Genomic DNA, 19,207 nt, shown 5'->3' on the forward strand with positions numbered 1-19,207 from the left:
ATGCAGCTTGATAGATATTTTCTGTACGAAACGAACCCGCAATATTTAATTTATAAATTCCATAGTGATGGATGTAATGGTCATATTATGAAGATCATCGAGTACACGAGGATACAGGAAAAACCTGAGCCTGTGTATAATCTTGCATTTGGGGATATAAACATACAAACAGGTACCATTGACGACTTTTCAGTTAGTAACAATGGTGATCGGGATAAGATACTGGCGACGGTAGCGGCCACAGTGATAGCCTTTACTGATCACTACCCGGGCGCTCTCATATTTGCACAAGGCAGTACAGCCTCACGCACCAGATTATATCGAATGAGCATTGCAAAACATCATAATGAGATCAGCGGCATCTTTGATATTTACGGTTTCATCAAAGATCAATGGGAACCATTTAAACCTGATGGAGCTTATGCTGCATTTTTGGCTAAACGTAAATAAAGTCTTAAATTGCATAACAATGGGTATAACTCTTTCAAATACCACCAAAACCACAAAGGTCATAGTCAAAGTAAACGAACAACTTGAAAGCTATGCCAATGATCCCTTCTTTGTAAAAAAGAACCAGCAAGCCGCAGCCTTCCTGCAAGCCCACGGCCTACCCAAAGCCTTACGGAAGCGGCGTAAATAACCCTTTTACCATCTCCAACTCCCCACTACTCACCTTCGTTCTATCATACGCCAGGTAGATCGTATTCCGCGTTTCCACAGCCCCCTTCCAAATCAACTTTAGCTGCCCCTGCGCCAGCTTATCATTGACAAGATAATCCGTGGCAATCGTTACCCCATTGCCCAGCGCAATCGCCTTTAAAATGGCATCAAAATCCGGTACAATAAACTGCGGCCGCAAAGACGGCCGTTTCCGGAAATTCTCCAGCCAGAAACGGCGGATGATCATCAGATCGCTGGAATAAGCAAACCACGGCAGGGCGTTTAACCATTGTTCCGCCTTATTGAGCTCATTGCCGGCAATATACTCATCAAAAACAGCGGTATCCAGCGCAGGGTTACCTACCAGCAGAAACTGCTCCCCCAGCACCTGCTCATATACAATATGTTTTTCTTCCGTTTGCTGGGTAGCGAACACAAACTGCAGCTCGCCTTTCTGCAGGCGCTGCATCAGCCCCCTGGTAACGCCAAATTCCATGACAATGGGCGCGGGCATAGCGCTGATATTACCGGCCAGCCGCGCATGGAAAAATTCCTTGGGCGCGCCAATGTTAGTGAGCGGCAGCTGGCGGCATAAACAATCATGCCTGAAATGTGTTTCTACTTTTTCCAGCCGCTCTACAGATTCTATGATCTGGGTGTAGAAGAGTTTGCCGTATTCAGTTGGCGCCATTTTACGGGGTTTACGCTCAAATAGCTGCTGCCCTATGTAGGCCTCCAGCGAAGATAGGTGCTGACTTACATTGGGCTGGGAGATCAGCAGCTCCTGTGCAGCCCCGGTAAGGGTGCCGGTTTGATAGATAGCCTTAAAGGTGCGGTACCACTCAAAGTTCAACATGCGGCAAATCTATAAATAAATTTATACACCGCTATAAATCAAACTATTTTATTTATAGCAGAAAGAGACCCAATTTTGCGAAGGAAAATCGATAAAACTTAATAAAACAGCACTAAAATGGATTTACAATTAAAAGGAAAGACCGCTTTCATCAGTGGTTCCACCCTGGGCATTGGCTATGCAATTGCCAGGCAATTACTACAGGAAGGCGCTACCGTGATCATAAATGGCAGAAACGCCCAACGGGTGAATGAGACCGTGGAGAAATTGACCCAGCAGGTACCGGGGGGTAACGTACTGGGCATTGCCGCCGACTTTTCTAAAGCCGCAGAAGTGCAACACCTGATAGAACAGCTTCCCCATATAGATATCCTCGTCAACAATGCCGGCATTTTTGAGCCCAAGGCTTTTACAGACATCCCTGATGAGGATTGGTACAACCTTTTTGAGGTGAACGTAATGAGCGGCATACGCTTGTCCCGCGCTGTACTGCCCAAAATGCTGGAGAAGAACTGGGGCCGTATCATCTTTATCTCCAGCGAATCATCCATCATGATACCGGAAGAGATGATCCACTACGGCATGACCAAAACAGCACAACTCGCCATTAGCCGCGGCCTGGCAGAACTGACCAAAGGCACCGCCGTTACCGTGAATAGCGTACTGCCCGGTCCTACCCGTTCAGAAGGCGTGAGTGAATTTGTGAAACAGGTAGGCGTTTCCCGGGATATGACACAGGAACAGGTAGAAGCAGACTTCTTTAAGACCCTGCGCCCCAGCTCCCTGATCCAACGTTTTGCAGATGTAACGGAGATCGCCAACATGGTCACCTATGTGGCCAGCCCGCTGTCTTCCGCTACCAATGGCGCCGCCCTGCGCGCAGATGGCGGCCTGGTAAGGTCTATTATATAGTTAGTCCGGACACTGAACAATATGGCTTTGAGTGGCTGCAACGGCTGCTCAAAGCCATGTTTTTTTAACCCACCCCTCCTCCGCTAACATTACAATAACGTTTTACTTAACCGGGTATTAACCATCCCCCCTCTGAAACTGCCTAATATTGCAGTAACATCAAGCGATTTACACACACCCCGACGGTGTTTGTTTTTGGGTTTTCATAACGTGAATTATTATAGCGACCGCCTCTCAAGGCGGTTTCTTATTTTATGTGCACCTCTGCCACTTTTATATGAACCTCCGCTACCCGTTCTGTGTTAATGTAGCAACAACGCCGTTCCATACACCTGCTTGGGGACATTAAAATCCCCTTAAAAAACCACTTAAAATCCGGTTAAAATAAGCTGGGCGCGCAATGGCGGGTATAACTTTTGCCAACTTTACAGTGGTTTTCTAAAAAGTAGACAAGCATAGAGCATGAACAAGAAAATTGTTATTGCTGTGGCCTCCCTCCTGCTGACAGGCGCCGGGAAAGCTGTTGCGCAAACAGTATATACCCTGTCCTCCGCCATAGATACAGCGCGGCAAAGCAGTCCTGTATTAAAGGCGCAGTATATGAACATTGGATCAGCCCAGGCGGATGTTATTACCGCCAAACTACGGCCCAATCCCAACCTCAATAACCAGACCCTCCAACTGGCAGATGCCGGTCATTTTCCGCCCAACACCAAATGGTCTGACAATACCAACCGCCAGGTATGGTGGCAGCTCACCAAACCTATCCAATGGCCCGCACAGCGTAAATACAAGATCGAATCCGCCACACAGAATATTGCTGTAGCCAACGATACCTACCAGGAAAACGTACGCAACCTGTCCTGGAATGTAGGCAGCAGCTGGGTGAATACCTGGGTGTTGAAAAAGAAGCTTACCCTGTTACAGGAAAGCAAAGGCAACCTGGACTCCCTGGTAAAGATCAACGAAGTGCGTTATAAGAACCAGGCTATCACGCAAACAGACCTCGTACGTACACAGGTACTGCTTAAACAATATGATCTGCAGCTAACCGTATTCTTCCAGGATTATAATAACGAGCTGCAGAACCTTAAACTGCTTACCGGCGCGGCAGACAGTGTGGATGTGGATACCAGCAGCCAGGTAATTACATTGCTGCCCACGGTTACGCTGGACAGCCTTATAAACCAGAGCCGGGAGAACCGCGCAGATGTAGCCCTGGTAAAAAGCACCATTTCACAAAGCGCCAGCAATATCAAATACCAGCAATCCCTTTCCTGGCCGCAACCGGAACTGGGCGTTATCTATAACCCGCAGAACTCGGTGCCCTATGTAGGCTTCTTTGGTACTATCAGCATACCGATATTTGACCGCAACCAGGGCCAGATCAAAAAAGCGGAGATCCAGAAAGCCCAGGCGGAACAATCCCTGCAGGCTACCCAGCTACAGGTACAAACAGATGTTAGCACGGCTTATAAGACCTACCAGGTGCAGCAACGTAACATACAGCAATACGAGTCTGTGCTGCATCAATCACAACAGATCCTGGATAATGTAAAATATGCTTATCTGCGCGGTGGCACCACCATTATAGATTTCCTGGATGCCCAGCGCAACTGGTACGATACCCGCCTGCTGTATTATGACGCGTTGCAGGCTTACTATCAAAGCTACCTGCAATTATTATTTGTCACCGGCCTTATTAATCAACTGTAAGATGAACAGCACAATCATTCCGCTTTTAACGGCCTGCCTGTTTTTTACCGCCTGCTCCCATGCAAAAAAGGAAACGCCGGCCACCACTGACCCAGCGCCTCAGATAACGCATGACGGGCAGCGTATTGCCTTCCCGGATACCGCCATGGCCGCTTTTTTCCAGACAGAGCCCGCAGGCGACTCCGCCCTTTCCGGGGAGCTGCATGCCCCCGCCCGCGTAGCCGCTACCGTGCTTATCTCTGCAGAGGGCGCGCAAAATGTAGTGTTATTCGATAACCCCGATCTTGAAAGCAGCTACACCCAGCTCATGCAGCATCTCATCAACATCCGCCACATACAGGATATTAATATCAAACAACGCAAAATAGAACTGGAGCGCGCACAAGATCTTTTTAATCACGGCGCCGCCACCGGCAAGGACCTGCTGGATGCCCAGGCTGCCCTGAGTATGGAGCAGACCAACCTGGCCAATGAAAGGGCCGCCATCATAGAGCACGAGGCCAAACTAAAGGCCGGCGGCTTTAACCCGGAAGCCCTCCGCAGTTCCAACCCAGGCATAGCGTACATCATCTGCGATATACCGGAAACACAGATCAACAACGTAAAAGAAGGCAATGCCTGCCGGATTGCCCTTCCTGCTTACCCGGAAATGCCTGTCAGCGGTAAGATAGAAGACATTGCAGACGTGATAGACGCTACCACCCGTATGGTAAAACTGCGTATCCGCATCAGTAATCCCGGCAACCAGGTAAAAGCCGGCATGTTTGCCACCGTGTCTTTCCCCGTGGCCATGGATCTGAAAAGCAATAACACCATCAGCATAAACAGAGCCGCCCTTATCACCGCCCAGGGACGCAATTACGTGTTCGTAAAAACTGCGCCTGCCACCTTCGAAAGAAAAGAAGTGACCACCGGCCTGCAGATAGGCGACCGTATCAATATATACAATGGACTGGCCCGCAATGAAGACGTAGTAATAAACGGCGTCATGCAATTGAAAGGGCTGAGTTTTGGATACTAAAAACCAGCTATTAGCCTTTAGCGGTTAGCCTTTAGCAAAAGGCCGCGCCAAAAGCTAATAGCTAAAACCTAACCGCTATGCTACAGGCCCAGATCTATATAGATAAAGACGAAGTATTTGGTTCGCTCCCTTTGTACGAATACATCCTGCGTTTCCTGATCCGCCACCGGGTAGCAGGCGCCACCGCCTTCCGCGGTCAGATAGGTTTTGGCGTACATCACCAGCTGAAACGGCCCGACAGCATTTTCAGCTTTGACGAGCCGCCCATGCTCATCATTTTTATTGATGAAGAGCACCGGGTACGGGAGGTACTAAAAGCCCTGCGTAAAGAAATAAGCAGCGGTTTGATCGTAGTAAACCAGGTAGAAAAATTCTGACCGGCTATTAACCGTAATACAAGAACAGATGATCCGGAACTTATTGATATTCTCGCTCAGGAACCGCTGGGCCGTTATATTGGGAGGTATTGCCCTTATGGCCATTGGCTATTGGTGTTTTACGATGCTGAAAATAGAGGCCTACCCGGATATTGCAGACACTAACGTGATCATTGTAGCCCAGTACCCTGGCCGCGCGGCAGAGGAAGTGGAGCAGCAGGTGACCATCCCCATAGAAAGAGCCCTGCAGAACACGCCCAATGTGCTGGACCGCCGCAGCCGCACCATTTTTGGCCTGAGCGTGGTACAGCTTACTTTCAAAGACGGTACAGACGATTATTTTGCCCGGCAGCAGGTAAACGAGCGCCTCTCTACCGCGGAGCTGCCAGACGGCGTAGCGCCGGAACTGGCGCCCTTGACCACCGCCGTGGGCGAGATCTTACGTTATGTGGTAGAAGCCCCGCCCTCTTTTACCCCCATGGAGATCCGCGACCTCCAGGACTGGGTAATAAAACCCTACCTGTTACAGGTACCCGGCATTGCGGACATTACCACTTTTGGCGGCCCGCTGAAGGAGTTCCATATCCTCACCTCGCCGGATAAACTGCGCAAATATGGGCTGGACCTGCAGGAAGTGGTAGATGCGGTACAAAAGAACAACCAGAACACCGGCGGTAATATCATTGCCCGCGGCGAACAGGGATTTGCCGTGCGCAGCCTGGGCGCTGTAAAATCAGAAACAGATATCGCCAATATTGTGCTCACGGAAAGTAACGGCATGCCCGTATTCCTGCGCGATGTGGCCACCGTGGAAATAGCCCCGCCACCGCCCAGCGGGGTAATGGGGTATACCATCAAAAGCGCCGGCATTAACTCCAGCAACGGCATAGAAGGCATTATACTCTTACGCCGTTACGAGAACCCCAGTGAAGTGCTGAAGCTCTTAAAACAGCGCATGCAGGACCTCGAAACGGACGAGCTGCCCAAGGGTGTAAAACTGCGCACCCTCTACGACCGCAGCTTCCTGATTGACCACTCCCTGGAAACAGTAGGCCATACCTTGTTTATGGGCGTATCCATCGTGATCATCATCCTGGTATTTTTCCTGGGCAGCCTGCGCAGCGCGCTGGTAGTAGCGCTCACCATCCCCTTTTCCCTGTTGTTTGCATTTATACTGATGCGGCTTACCGGCATACCGGCCAACCTGCTATCCCTGGGCGCCATAGACTTTGGGATCATTGTAGATGGGGCCTGCGTAATGGCGGAGCACCTGATCCGCACCTACCGCACTGCCCCGCCGGAAGAGAAAAAACGGGGCATTATCGCCCTTACCCTGCACTCCGCCCAGGAAGTAGGCCGCGAGATCTTTTTCTCCGTTACCATCATCATCCTGGCATATATGCCCATTTTGCTGATGACCCGCGTAGAGGGCAAATTGTTCTCCCCCATGGCCCTTACCCTGGCCTTTGCGGTAATAGGCTCTATGCTGGCGGCACTGACATTGATACCCGTGCTGATCTCCTTTGCCTATAAAAAAGCCTTCAATAACCAGGATAAACCCATGAAACAGCACCGGAACGTGGTGCTGGACTTCCTGGAACGAGGTTATAGCAAAGTGCTGCGCAACGTGCTTAAAGCCCCTCGTGCTACAGTGCTGGGCGGTTTCCTGGTCGTGGTGCTGCTCATCCTTTTTGGCGGCAGCCTGGGTACAGAGTTCCTGCCGGAGCTGGACGAAGGCTCCATTTTCCTGCGTGGAAACTTCCCTTCCGGCATCACCATACAGGAAAACGCGCGGTATGCGCCAAAGATCCACGAGATCATCAGCAAATACCCCCAGATAGATTTTGTGATCACCCAAACCGGGCGTAATGACGATGGTACAGACCCTTTCCCCGCTAACCGTAACGAGATCCTGGTAGGCCTGAAGGAATACAAGCTATGGAGTGATACCATCTCCAAGAAAACGCTGGTCACCAGTATCCGGCACGACCTCGAGAAGGCCATGCCTGCCGTACACTTCTCATCCGGGCAGCCGATCATTGACCAGGTAATGGAGATCGTGACCGGCAGCGCCGCAGACCTGGCCATCTCTATTGTGGGCGATGACCTGACCATGATGCGGGGCAAGGCGGATACCATTGCCAATATCGTACAGCATATGGCCGGCTCAGAATCTGTGAATATAGAACAGGAAGGACCGCAGGAGCAGATCGCCATCAACATAAACCGGGAAAATGCCGCCCGCTTTGGCATTAATGTAGCGGATATCCAGAACATGATAGAAGCCGCCATTGGCGGTAAGGCCATCAGCACTTTGTATGATGGCACCAAACGGTACGATATCACCATCCGCTACGTACCGGAGAACCGCAGCACCATAGAGGCCCTTAAGAACCTGCAGGTAACCGCCGCCACCGGCGCGCTGGTGCCCATGAACCAGCTGGCGGATATTGAATATGTGCAGGGGCAGACAAACATTTACCGGTATAACGGCAAACGGATGATCACGGTGCGCACCAACATACGCGGGCGCGACCAGGGCGGCTTTGTAAAAGAAGTAAATGATAAGATCAATGCACAGGTACATGTACCCAAAGGATACTCCATTATTTACGGCGGCCAGTATGAGAACCTGGAAAGGGCCAGCAAACAGCTTTCCTTTACCATCCCGCTTACCATTGTAATGGTATTCCTGGTGCTGTTTATGCTGTTCCGCAACATGCCGCATACGATCGTTACCATCAGCTGTATCTTTTTTGCAATGGCGGGCGGTATTATGGCGCTGTTCATCCGGGGGTATCATTTTAATGTATCCGCCGGGGTGGGTTTTGTAAGCATTTTTGGTATCTCCGTAATGGCCGGGGTGCTGCTGGTATCTTCTATAACGCGGTTAAAGCTGGCGGGAGAGCATGACCTGGGGCAGAGCGTATACCTGGCTTCCCGGGATCAGCTGCGCGCTATCCTCTCCATCCTGATCGTGGCCATTGCCGGCCTTATACCGGCGGCTACCTCCTCCGGTATTGGATCAGATGTACAGCGCCCGTTAGCTACGGTGATCATAGGCGGCCTTACCAGCACTTTATTGTTTGCGCCGCTGCTTATTCCCCCTTTATACTGGTGGGTAGAAAAAGGCAGAAGCGCCAGAAAGCCGGCTGTAAGGGAAGGTGAATAAATATTTGTGACAATTGCACCACGAATGTGCTATCTTCGCACCTTCACGTTTCGCTTTTGATGCTACTAACTTTTGTTAAATGAAGAAAACTGCCCTGTTCATCCTTGTTGCAGGTATATTAATAGCCGTGCTGACCTATATTGCCAACCTCACCGATCTTATTGGCGTTAAATCATTCTTTAAACTGGGATTCCTGGCACTGACCCTGATGGTAATATCCGCCGGGTATTTCCTGATCTCTTCCGTCCTTGAATGGGCAAAAGAAACAGAATTCTTTAAGAAAGTGTTGTAAGACAGGCTTTAGCCCCGGATAATGAACAACCGTTTAGTTCCCCAGGCAGCATAACACTCCCATTTACCGCCTTCCGGCTGTACAATCGATTAATTCATTCAGGTAACAGATGAGGGAGAGATTTGCCCTTACAAAGGCAGCTGTACGGTGTTGAACCAGTAATCATGTAACATACCGGCAAATTGTACCAGGTCTGAGAAGTTGGCGGGTTTGATCATATAACTGTTTACGCCCAGCTCGTAACAATGGCTGATATCCTTGGCAGCGGTAGAAGTGGTAAGGATCACTATCGGCAGGGATTTGAGCAGCTGGTCGCTTTTTATTTCACGCAGGGCGTCCCGTCCATCCTTCTTAGGCATGTTCAGGTCCAGCAGTATAAGGCTGGGAAAGGGATATTGTATTTCATCCTTGTATTTACCCCGGCGGTGCAGATAATACAGTAATTCCTCCCCGTTCTCCACAAAACAGATCTCCGCTTCCGCCCCTTTCTCCTCAAACGCCACTTTTATCAACTCCCTGTCATCGGCATCATCGTCCGCCACCAGGATACATTTTCTCGCTGGTTGGCCATTACCGTTAATGATCATTCAAATATTGGGTTTGACGCTAAATTTACAACAAGTTTCGTTGTTCAGTGCGCTTTTACTCAACTTACTTTTTCTGCAGTTTTGCCAATTCCGCAAACAGCTCTTTTTCCTTATCCGTAAGATGCTGTGGGATATGTATTATAGCGGTAAGGTACAGATCGCCTGGTTGGGAGGCATCGTTAGCGGACGGCATACCCATACCTTTGAGGCGGAACACCCGTCCGCTATCGGTACCGGCCGGTATATTCATATTCAGCGGGCCGCCCAGTCCCTGCACGGAGATCTTGCCACCCAGGATGGCGGTATAGAGCTCCACCGGCACATCGCCGTACACATCCTGTCCTTTTAAGTCATATTGGGGGTGTTTGGCCAGCTGGATGGTGATCAGCAGGTCGCCGTTTTCCCCGCCGCCGCGGCCGGGGGCGCCTTTGCCTTTGAGGCGGATCACCTGCCCTTCGTACAGGCCGGGTTTTAGCTTTATGTTCAGGCGCGAGCCGTTAACGGTCACCTGCCGGGAGCCGCCGGTATAGGCGTCTTCCAGGGGTATTTCCATGGTAGCGGTGAGGTCTTGCCCACGGCCGGATCGTTGCCGGCGCTGGCTGCTGCCGCCGCCGCCAAAAGAGCGTCCAAACAGCTGCTCAAAGAAGTCGGAAAAATTACCGCCGCTTTCGCCGCCAAAAAAGTCTTCCGCATTGCCCTGGTAGCTATAGGTATTGCCGCCACCACCAGCGCCCCATTGTCCCCAGTCATAATCCTGGGCACGGCCGCCGTGCTGCTCATAACTCTTCCAGTTCTCGCCCAGGGTGTCGTATTTCTTCCGTTTTTCCGGATCGCCCAGCACCTCGTAGGCTTCGTTTATCTCCTTAAATTTCTCCTCTGCCGCTTTGTCACCAGGATTCTTGTCCGGGTGATACTTCACGGCCAGCTTGCGGTAGGCTTTTTTCAGCTCTGCCTCCGTGGCCCCTTTCTCTACGCCCAGTGTTTTGTAATAATCCTTGAATTCCATATGCAGGAAGGCAACAAGAAGTATACCATGGGCAGCGGCATAACATTCTGTCACCTTTTCCTGCAGGAAAGACAGGGTTAATGTGCAGATGTGCTAATGTGCAGATGTGCTAATGGGTGAATAATGTTTTAATGTGTAGATTAAGGAAAATCATGGGATAGTAAGCAGTTATATTATTGGGAAAGATGAATGAAGGCCGGGGCTACGAGGATCAGCAGATTAATACATCAGCACATAAGCAAGGGCCGGCAAACGCCAGCCCATACTCCCTTGGCTTTTTCATTTTATCAACTTGTACGCAATTTCAGGATAACCACGCTGGCCGCCATCCTGGCCAATGCCAGCGCTAATGAATTTTAGTTTATAATGATTGCCCGCACCGTCCTTGATCACATAAAAACGGTCGGTTTTAATACCCAGGGTACCGCCGGAGGTGACCCGCCATTTGCTGCCGATAGCATCGCGCGCCCCGCTGAATACCAGCCTGGTATTGCTGAGGTCTGTTGCTTTAAACGTATCATAATTGAACCCATCTGCGGTGGTGGCTTCTGCCGCCTGTACCCCGCCCAGGGTATTGCTATACACAAAATCAGAGAACAGGTAAGGGATCACTTCAGGGCCAAACGCAGTGGAGTATACGCCATAGGACCACTGGATATCCCATTCCGCTTTTTTAGGCTCCGCCGCCACGGCTTTACCGCCATTCAGCGAGAAGAAACTAAAATTGAAGTTTTCATCTTTGCTCATGTCTGCCGTGCGGATACTGGTCTCCGCCAGCTTTGCGTATTGCAGCTTATACCCGCTGCCGTTGCGGCTTATCTTTATCTTATACCAGCTGGTATGATCCGTGGCGCTGGCCGTTTCCGGCTTTACCAGGTATACCTTGTTATCAGCGTCCGTAGCGGATACCGCTGCAATAGCGGTTTTGCTGATATCGCCGGTAATATCGTCTATCATGCTCAGCGTACCCTGCCCCTGCCCTATGGCCAGGCTGATGCCGGTGGTATCATCCAGGTCAACCTGGGTGATATCTGTTTTAGCCAGGGCTGCTATGGAGATGGATGAAGTATAGTTCAGGACCACCCGGAAATCATTGCCGTTATAAAAACCCAGGTCCCAGCTGGTACGCGGCACTGCAGTGGGTTTATCCGCACTAAAATCCACATACACGGCATTGGGCGCGCCTGCGCCACCACCGCCATCCAGTTTTAATTCAGCCCCATCAGAGGGCGGGATCACCGGCACAATATCATTATCATCATTACTGCAGGCGCTGAAAGCAGCGGCCAAAAAAAAGGCTAAAACGCTTTGACGGATATACGCTGGTTTTGTGTTTTTGTACATGTTTTTATAGGTATTTATGTTGATATTATTTTTTTGCCCACCGGAAATTCAGTCCCAGGAAATAAGAGCGGCCGTACCACATCAATACCGGGCCACCGGTGCTGTGGGCTTGTCCTGCATCTGCGGCCGTGTTCTTTAACCGGTCCACATCAAACAGGTTCTTTACGCCTGCATTCAGGGTAAGGTACGGGGTGATGCGTTTGCTGGCCGTAACATCCGCATAATGAAAAGCCGCTGTTTTAGCCAGGTGCACCACTTCCACGTTATTGATAGCTGCCAGCTCATAGGTAGGCCGTTCGCCGGTGTATTTGTAGAACACATTCAGCGTAGCACCCAACCGGCGGAAACGGTAGCTGATATTGGCATTCACCTCCGGCGTCCATACAAAGGCGGGCGTAGCGGTAGTTTTATTATAGGCCGTATCATCCGAGAAACGGTTATAGCGGCCTACCCATACCAGGCCCACGCCGGCTTCCAGCGCTTTCCAGCTAAGGGTATGTTCCAGCATGCCGCCGGTGGTCCGGAACTTATTTACGTTGATATAGGTGCTGATCGTAGGGTCTGCAGCGCTGTAGCCGATATCTATCAGGTTATCGAAATCATTATAAAAACCGGAAAGGGCTACGGTATAACGCAGCTCTCCGCGACGCAACGCCTGCCAGGTAAAGGAGCCGTTAACACTATGCGAGTACTCTGCCTTCAGCGCTGGGTTGCCTTTAATGGAGTGACTGGCGTCAAAGAAATAGAAATACAGCTCCCGCAATGCCGGCGCGCGGAAACCGCGGGCATAGGATACCCGCAGGTCCATATCCTTATTAAAGGCCCATTTGGTATTGATGGATGGGATCACCGGCGGCGCACTGTACACGGAGTTATGGATGAAACGCAGCCCCGGCCGTATATTGAGCCAGGATACGGGCTTGAGCTCCGAAGACACGAATACCGCATAGTCATTGATCACCGGCGAGCCTTCAATACGCTGCCCACTGCTGCCATCCCGTTTGATCTCTATACCGGGTTGCAGCATTACGGCGTCTGATAATTTGTATTGTACCGTACCGCGGAAGAACAACATATTGAACTTTGACAGGTCCTGCGCGCCATCATCCTGCGAGCGTGTTTCCGTATTGGTACGGAAATCTTTTATGTTGGTTTTTGTTTTACGTGTATAATCCTGGTAAGAGAGCGCTCCGTTAAAACTTAAGCGCTCCGTAGGTTTCCAGCTACCTTGCAACTGGTGCGTATAACGGTTGGTATTATAATACTGATCTGTAGACCGGTAATTACCCGTATTGATATCACCCAGGCTTTTGATGGATTCATCCAGGTAATCCAGCCGGTACCAGGCTTCCCATTGATGGCCGCCATAACCGATGATGCCATTCGCTAAATACTGGTTCTTAGGATGCCACTCTTTTTTACGGCCGGTAAACTGGCCCTGCCATCCGCCAAAATCTGTACGGGTAAAACCACCGCCGGCAAACCATTTACCGTTACCCCATTGCAGGCCCAGGTGCTCGCTGTGCAAGCCTTTACCATCCAGGGGACGGTACTCCCTGCCTACCGTTTCTTCCTGTGCACGGGCAGTAACGGTAAGATGCTCCGTTCTTTTTTTGGTGATGATATTGATCACGCCTGCCAGCGCATCCGTGCCATATATAACAGACATGGGCCCTTCTACGATCTCTATACGTTCGATGGTATTTACATCTATCTGGCTAAGGCTTTGTTTGGTGCTGCCGCGGTCTACCAGCGGTACCCCATCCAGCAATACCTTTACGCTCTGGCCGCTCATGCCCATCAGTTCTACATCGGTCTCGCCCAGGGTGGCATCGTTGGAGAAACGGATACCCAATTCATTATTTAATACGCCCAGTACATCTGTAGCGCCCCGCAGCTGGATCCGCTCACTGCTGATGGTGCGTACTTTATATACGGAGTTTTTGACAGATTGTTGCTGGTATTGCCCGGTTACCACTACGTCCCTTAACTGAACAGTAGTATCCTGGGCCATACTTTCATGGCATAGGAGGCCGCATATAAAAAGCGCCGTCAATTGTTTCATCCGTTGTAGTTTATTTTTCAGATCAATGCATATACCTGTTGCATCATCACGGCTTCATCTACGGTTGATGTAAGTATCAGGGTTCTGGTTTCACACATACTGAATATTGATTATGCCCGCATTGGTCTGTCCTACCCGCCACACACATGCCTAAAGCCGGTATAGCGGGCAGACAGGAGGGTTGCAAAGCTTATAATGGAAAAGACTTATTCTTATAAATGCCGGCGGAGAGTGGCAATACAAAAGTAATCAGTAGTGTGCAGGCGCATTGCTCAATTCAGGAAAACTATTTACGTTAAAGGGAAATCATTACAGCCCTTTTACCAGTGCTCTCCAGGCTTCCAGCTCTGGCGCGCCGGGCTTGCGTTTGCCAAAGAACTGTACGATCATGTCCTGCTTTGCATCAAATACTTCTACAGAAGTAACAATACCATCTGCAGAGGGTTTTTCTACCGCCCAGCATTGCCCAATATCATCTGTCTTCAGGTGCAGGTTAAAATCAGGATCCATTACATTGATCCATCCCGGTATCTCAACTATCTTATGTACCGGGCCTGTATGGATCTCTATATTGCCGGGATTACTCACAAATACCATGATCTCCAGGCCGGTGGCCGCAGCCTGTTCCAGTAGGGTCTTCACGGCGTTACTGGGTACGCGGCGGGTAAAGCGGCCGGCAGCTGTTTCCAGGGCATGAAGGCGGGCCGCTTTGTATTTACTCAACAAGGGAAAGAAATCATGCGTATCCTGCAATGCCGCCCAATCTGCCAGAAAAGCTGCCTGGTCTATTTCCTTCGCATACACCGCAGGGGCAGGCGCAGGGATCAGGTGGATGGTATCCGGCTGTGTAGACGCTGTAAAGTCCTGCACCAGCCGGTCCCAGGCCGCCAGATCGGTTTCCGGCACTGCATAGATCTTGATCACGGCGCCACCCTGCGCGTCAAATACCTGTAAGGACCTTTTAAAGCCCAGCGTTTCATCATCCAACACGGCAAAGCCATATACCCAGCGGGAAAAGAACATACGCAGGTCTATATCCGGGCCTACTACGACGCCTACATGACGGCTCTCTGTGCGTACATCTTCAAAAACGCCTTTTCTTTCTATTACACAGCTTTCATTACGGGTAAGCACCATTAGTTTTCCCAGTGGCGGCATGCGTTGCAGCAGTGCGGGAAAATCATTACGCAGGTGCAGCACGGTAGCGCCGGTACAGGCGGCCACCAGTTCCCCTTCACTGGTTTGCAGTTCACGGGCGGCGTCGCGAATCCTGGTTCTGGGATGTTGCTGCCGGTAGGCTATCCATTGCTCCTTTAAGTTGGAGGTAGTAGTTGTGCTCATATCGTTAATATACGTTTATTGCCTTATCGGCAGGTGATGGGAATAAAGCGCCCGCGGGGCTGGTAGCCACCAGCGGGTACACACAGTCCGGATGATGCAGTACGGATACCTCTACGCCAAAACATGACTTTATATACGCGGAGGTGAGCACGTTAGCTACATCGCCCTGTGTAAACAAGCGCCCTTCTTTCAGTAAAAAAATACGCTGTGCATAGGCCGCTGCCAGCTGAAAATCATGCAGCACCGCCAATACCAGCACCCCTTGTTGTGATAGCCGGGTAGCGAGTTGCAGGGATAATTGCTGATGTAATATATCCATGCCTGTTACCGGCTCATCCAGTAATAACATTTTGCGGCCGGTATAATCAACCCCATCCAGGTCCGGCGCTTCCAATAGCTGGGAGAGCACACGGGCCATTTGTACGCGTTGTTGTTGCCCGCCAGAGAGCGTAAGATAAGAACGGTCTTTCAGATCATATACCTGTAGTAATTGTAAGGCATACGTAACAATGGCTTTATCCAGGGATGTTTCCCGGGTATAATAGGCATAACGTCCCATACCGGCTACTTCCATCACGGTAAAAGGCATCTGCAACACCAATTGTTGGCCTAATACGGCTCGTTGCCGGGCCTGTGCTGCTACGGGTATCTGGTGCAGTTCCCGTCCGTTAAGGGTGATGCTGCCCCGGTAATGTATATATTCCCCTGCAATGGTACGCAGCAAGGTGGATTTACCCGCGCCGTTAGGCCCCATGAGTACGCACAATTCTCCCGGCCGGGCCTGCAGCTGTACACGGTCCAGTATACGGGCCGCGCCAAAAAAAAGGGAGAGCTCTTTTATGCCTAACATAATGCTGTTTGAATGTTTGAATAAGTTGTTGCTTTACCCCGGATTACGATATTTTAAAGCTGTTACCTGCCTTCTTTCCAATATCAGCCGGATAAAACATTATACAGCTATTACCCTTTTATCTTTTAAGATCAGCCAGATAAAAAACGGCGTGCCGGTAATAGCGGTGATGATCCCTACCGGCAACTCTGCCGGGGCAATGATCGTTCTGCAGATCAGGTCTGCCACGGTAAGTAGCAAGGCGCCGGCCAGTGCGGAACACGGGATCAACACCCGGTGGTCCGGGCCGGTGAATTGCCGCGTAATATGCGGCACCACCAGGCCTATAAAACTGATGATACCCGCCACCGCTACGCCTGCCGCTACCGCCATAGTAGCATAAATGATAAGCTGCGTTTTAAGCTTATTTACTTTTACACCGCTATGCATAGCCTCCTGCTCGCCCAATGCAAATACATTCAGGGCAGGCGCCATGCCTGGCAGTAACAGTACCGGCAGCCCCACAAAAGGCAGCACCGCCAGTACCGTTTGCCAGCTGGCGCCACCCAGGCTGCCCAGTGTCCAGAAGGTGATATTACGTAGCTGCTCATTGTCAGCTATAAAAGTCATTAATCCTGTAAAAGCCCCACAGAGCGCATTGATGGCAATACCACACAAGAGCATGATAGAGATCACTGCACGGTTGCCGTATACAGACATACGAAATACTGTCCATACCGTGATCATAGCCCCGGCAAATGTGATGATATTCTGCAGGTAGCTTTGCCACATATTCCCCCCGGCAAAATGCAGCCAGGGCTGCAGTACGATCAGCACTACGGCCGTAAGCGAAGCGCCGGCGCTAACGCCTATCAGCGCGGGATCTGCCAGCGGGTTGCGGAACAGTCCCTGCAACGCCGCCCCGGAAATACCCAGCCCCGCGCCTATTAATACGGCCAGTATCACCCTGGGCAAACGTATCATCCACAGCACGGCCACCATATGCTCCGGATAAGCCACCGGCAGGCGGATGCCTGCCCGCTCCAGCAATATGGCCACTACCTGCGCGGGCGATATATGCATAGCGCCCGTACCGGTGGCAATGATGATCACCAGCAACAGCAGTATGCTTAATATGGATATGCTGCCCAGGCGGGTAAAAGCTGTTATTGTAAGATAGGCCGCCGGCCTTGCTTGTTGTTTCAATGGTTCCTATTTTGTTGACGCCGATAAATACACACAGTCGTTGCTTTGCAGGCTACTGTATTTTATACGCCTGCGGTTCTGCAGATAGTGGCGGTAACGCGCTACAGTTTTCCCAAAAAACCGGATTATGTTTATACGCCCTGCAATTTTGTTTATACCCCTTGCAATTTCACGGATAATTCCTTGATGGCCTGTATCACCCGTGGGCCAAAACCAGACAGCAGCTGGCCATCCATCGCAACGATCTTTTGTTGTTTTCCGGCATTGGTTTGCGGTATGCCTGGCACTTTTAGCAGGCCATTCACCCCGCCTACGCTTTGCAGGCCGGTATCAAATAACAGGATCACATCCGGGTTGGCGGCTACCAGCGCTTCTGTAGTAAGCGGTTTAAAATCTTTAAAGCCATTGGCGGCATTCTGCGCGCCTGCCAGTGTGATCATATGGTCCAGCGGCGTTTCCTGCCCGGCTACCATCAGGGTACCCGCGCCACGCGCATAAATGAATAATACTTTTTTGGATTGTTGGGTGATATGCAGCGCCAGCTGTTCTTTATCCAGCTGTTGGCATAATGCGTTACCTTTTTCCGGCGCCTGCAGTGCGGCAGCTACCTGGCGGATAAGCTGTTTGGTACCTGCCAGCGTAAATTCCTGTTTCAGCACCACCGTTTTTACACCCGTTTGTTTAAACTGTTCCAGCACAGCGGGCGTGAGGAAATTATCCGTGGCCAGGATCAGATCAGGCTGCAATGCCAGCACCGGCTCTGCAGAGATGTTACGGTTATGGCCTACTTTAGGCAGCTGGCGTACACTAGCCGGCCAGGTGCTGGTCACATCCACCCCAGCCAGCGATTGTTCAAAACCCAGCGCACAAATGATCTCTGTTACCGTGCCATTAAGGGATACAATACGTTTTGCGGGTTGGGCAAAACCGGCTACCGTCAGCAGCAGGCAGGTACACAAAAGTATAAGGAAAGGCCGTAGCCGGTGAAGTTGCATAAGTTGTTTGATTTACGGAAGCTATGTATTAAAAAATTAATGGTTGACCCTACCCGCGCGGCTCGGGCCAACCACCACCTGCACGGAAGCACTTTACTCCGCCATGCTCCGGCAAGTATCTTTAGGGGAACAGGAAGCCGCTATCCTGCACAATGCACAGGATGCCAATTGCGTTAAACAATAACGATGAATTGAATATCAACACCGTCTACAGGCGCTGCGGAAATACACGCGTAGTATGGCTGCTACATTCATTTTCGGCGGAGTAAAGGAGTAGGGCAAAGCTACGTCACCGGAATGTAAAACATTACTCGGATCGGGAATTAAAAACAGGGTCATTTACGCAAAAAGAAAAACAACCGCCCGCCCGGGGAAAAAACAACCACCGATTTTGAACTAAACCCGCTGCCGATTGTTCTTCTTGTATACTAGCCTGATACTGAACCCTGTAATACAGAGAATACATCTAAACACCTCTTTAAAAGTATTTTATGGACTGGGACGAAATTCTGAATCCGTTGTCACCATTGTATCAGGATGCTATGTACGAGCAGCAGCAATTGGTGAGTTTGCAGGATGGCATGATCGAAGCCACAAAAAAGATCATTGAGACCGTATATCCCCAGCTGTACCACCTGGAGTCAGCGGGTTATAAGGAACTGGAATCTGTGATCATTACAGAATGCGTAAAGTTTTCCTGTAAGATCAACGAGGTAATGAACCGGTATTATTCCGGCGAATAGGGAGTACATTGCCATTAGCGGGCGGGATAATAAACCAGATAGGGGGATAATTATGGAAACAGTGAAACACAACTGCCAACGACCT

At 50.5% G+C, this 19,207-nt stretch carries 17 protein-coding genes; 8 read left to right on the plus strand and 9 right to left on the minus strand.

Going from position 1 to position 19,207, the window contains the following annotated elements; translation table 11 throughout:
- Positions 1-450 (plus strand): DUF6934 family protein, encoded by a 450-nt coding sequence (locus F0L74_RS32195; RefSeq protein WP_149841976.1) that lies wholly within the window; start codon positions 1-3, stop codon positions 448-450.
- 169 nt (positions 451-619) lie between these two features.
- On the opposite strand, the gene F0L74_RS32200 is transcribed toward F0L74_RS32195, so the two are convergent.
- A complete protein-coding gene (locus tag F0L74_RS32200; protein ID WP_149841977.1) occupies positions 620-1,516 on the minus strand; it encodes a LysR family transcriptional regulator in 897 nt (298 codons plus the stop codon).
- 117 nt (positions 1,517-1,633) lie between these two features.
- On the opposite strand from F0L74_RS32200, the gene F0L74_RS32205 reads away from it, so the two are divergent.
- The 6 genes from F0L74_RS32205 (at position 1,634) to F0L74_RS32230 (ending at position 9,006) form a co-directional block, all read left to right on the plus strand.
- Positions 1,634-2,428, plus strand: a complete 795-nt coding sequence (locus F0L74_RS32205) for an SDR family NAD(P)-dependent oxidoreductase (protein ID WP_149841978.1) — start codon at positions 1,634-1,636, stop codon at positions 2,426-2,428.
- 462 nt (positions 2,429-2,890) lie between these two features.
- Positions 2,891-4,144 (plus strand): TolC family protein, encoded by a 1,254-nt coding sequence (locus F0L74_RS32210; RefSeq protein WP_149841979.1) that lies wholly within the window; start codon positions 2,891-2,893, stop codon positions 4,142-4,144.
- Position 4,145: 1 nt separating this feature from the next.
- Positions 4,146-5,165, plus strand: a complete 1,020-nt coding sequence (locus F0L74_RS32215; protein WP_149841980.1) for an efflux RND transporter periplasmic adaptor subunit — start codon at positions 4,146-4,148, stop codon at positions 5,163-5,165.
- A 77-nt stretch (positions 5,166-5,242) separates the two neighbouring features.
- A complete protein-coding gene (locus tag F0L74_RS32220) occupies positions 5,243-5,542 on the plus strand; it encodes a DUF190 domain-containing protein (protein WP_149841981.1) in 300 nt (99 codons plus the stop codon).
- Between the two features lie 28 nt (positions 5,543-5,570).
- Positions 5,571-8,714: an efflux RND transporter permease subunit gene (locus F0L74_RS32225; protein WP_149841982.1), complete on the plus strand. Its 3,144-nt coding sequence runs from the start codon at positions 5,571-5,573 to the stop codon at positions 8,712-8,714.
- Between the two features lie 79 nt (positions 8,715-8,793).
- Positions 8,794-9,006: a hypothetical protein gene (locus tag F0L74_RS32230; protein ID WP_149841983.1), complete on the plus strand. Its 213-nt coding sequence runs from the start codon at positions 8,794-8,796 to the stop codon at positions 9,004-9,006.
- Positions 9,007-9,134: 128 nt separating this feature from the next.
- Here the strand turns inward: F0L74_RS32230 and F0L74_RS32235 are convergent, their stop codons facing one another.
- From F0L74_RS32235 to F0L74_RS32270, 8 genes are all read right to left on the minus strand, one after another.
- Positions 9,135-9,593, minus strand: coding sequence for a response regulator (locus tag F0L74_RS32235; RefSeq protein WP_149841984.1), 459 nt, complete (start codon positions 9,591-9,593; stop codon positions 9,135-9,137).
- A 64-nt stretch (positions 9,594-9,657) separates the two neighbouring features.
- Entirely contained in the window at positions 9,658-10,653 is a 996-nt protein-coding gene (locus F0L74_RS32240; protein WP_246197902.1) for a DnaJ C-terminal domain-containing protein, read from the minus strand.
- Between the two features lie 225 nt (positions 10,654-10,878).
- Complete coding sequence (locus F0L74_RS32245; protein WP_149841985.1) at positions 10,879-11,943, minus strand: HmuY family protein; 1,065 nt, start codon at positions 11,941-11,943, stop codon at positions 10,879-10,881.
- Between the two features lie 25 nt (positions 11,944-11,968).
- Positions 11,969-14,008, minus strand: a complete 2,040-nt coding sequence (locus F0L74_RS32250; RefSeq protein WP_149841986.1) for a TonB-dependent receptor plug domain-containing protein — start codon at positions 14,006-14,008, stop codon at positions 11,969-11,971.
- Positions 14,009-14,317: 309 nt separating this feature from the next.
- On the minus strand, positions 14,318-15,349 hold the full coding sequence (locus F0L74_RS32255) for a hemin-degrading factor (protein WP_149841987.1): 1,032 nt from the start codon (positions 15,347-15,349) through the stop codon (positions 14,318-14,320).
- Positions 15,350-15,353: 4 nt separating this feature from the next.
- A complete protein-coding gene (locus F0L74_RS32260) occupies positions 15,354-16,199 on the minus strand; it encodes a heme ABC transporter ATP-binding protein (RefSeq protein WP_149841988.1) in 846 nt (281 codons plus the stop codon).
- 99 nt (positions 16,200-16,298) lie between these two features.
- A complete protein-coding gene (locus tag F0L74_RS32265; protein ID WP_149841989.1) occupies positions 16,299-17,384 on the minus strand; it encodes a FecCD family ABC transporter permease in 1,086 nt (361 codons plus the stop codon).
- A gap of 152 nt (positions 17,385-17,536) precedes the next feature.
- Entirely contained in the window at positions 17,537-18,379 is an 843-nt protein-coding gene (locus tag F0L74_RS32270) for a heme/hemin ABC transporter substrate-binding protein (protein ID WP_149841990.1), read from the minus strand.
- 491 nt (positions 18,380-18,870) lie between these two features.
- Here F0L74_RS32270 and F0L74_RS32275 point away from each other — a divergent pair, with 491 nt between their 5' ends.
- Positions 18,871-19,122 carry a hypothetical protein gene (locus tag F0L74_RS32275; protein ID WP_149841991.1) on the plus strand — a complete coding sequence of 84 codons (252 nt, stop codon included), beginning with the start codon at positions 18,871-18,873 and terminating at the stop codon, positions 19,120-19,122.
- The last annotated feature ends 85 nt before the right edge of the window (positions 19,123-19,207 follow it).

It is taken from the genome of Chitinophaga agrisoli (assembly GCF_008386695.1).
GTDB classification, from domain to species: Bacteria; Bacteroidota; Bacteroidia; order Chitinophagales; family Chitinophagaceae; genus Chitinophaga; species Chitinophaga agrisoli.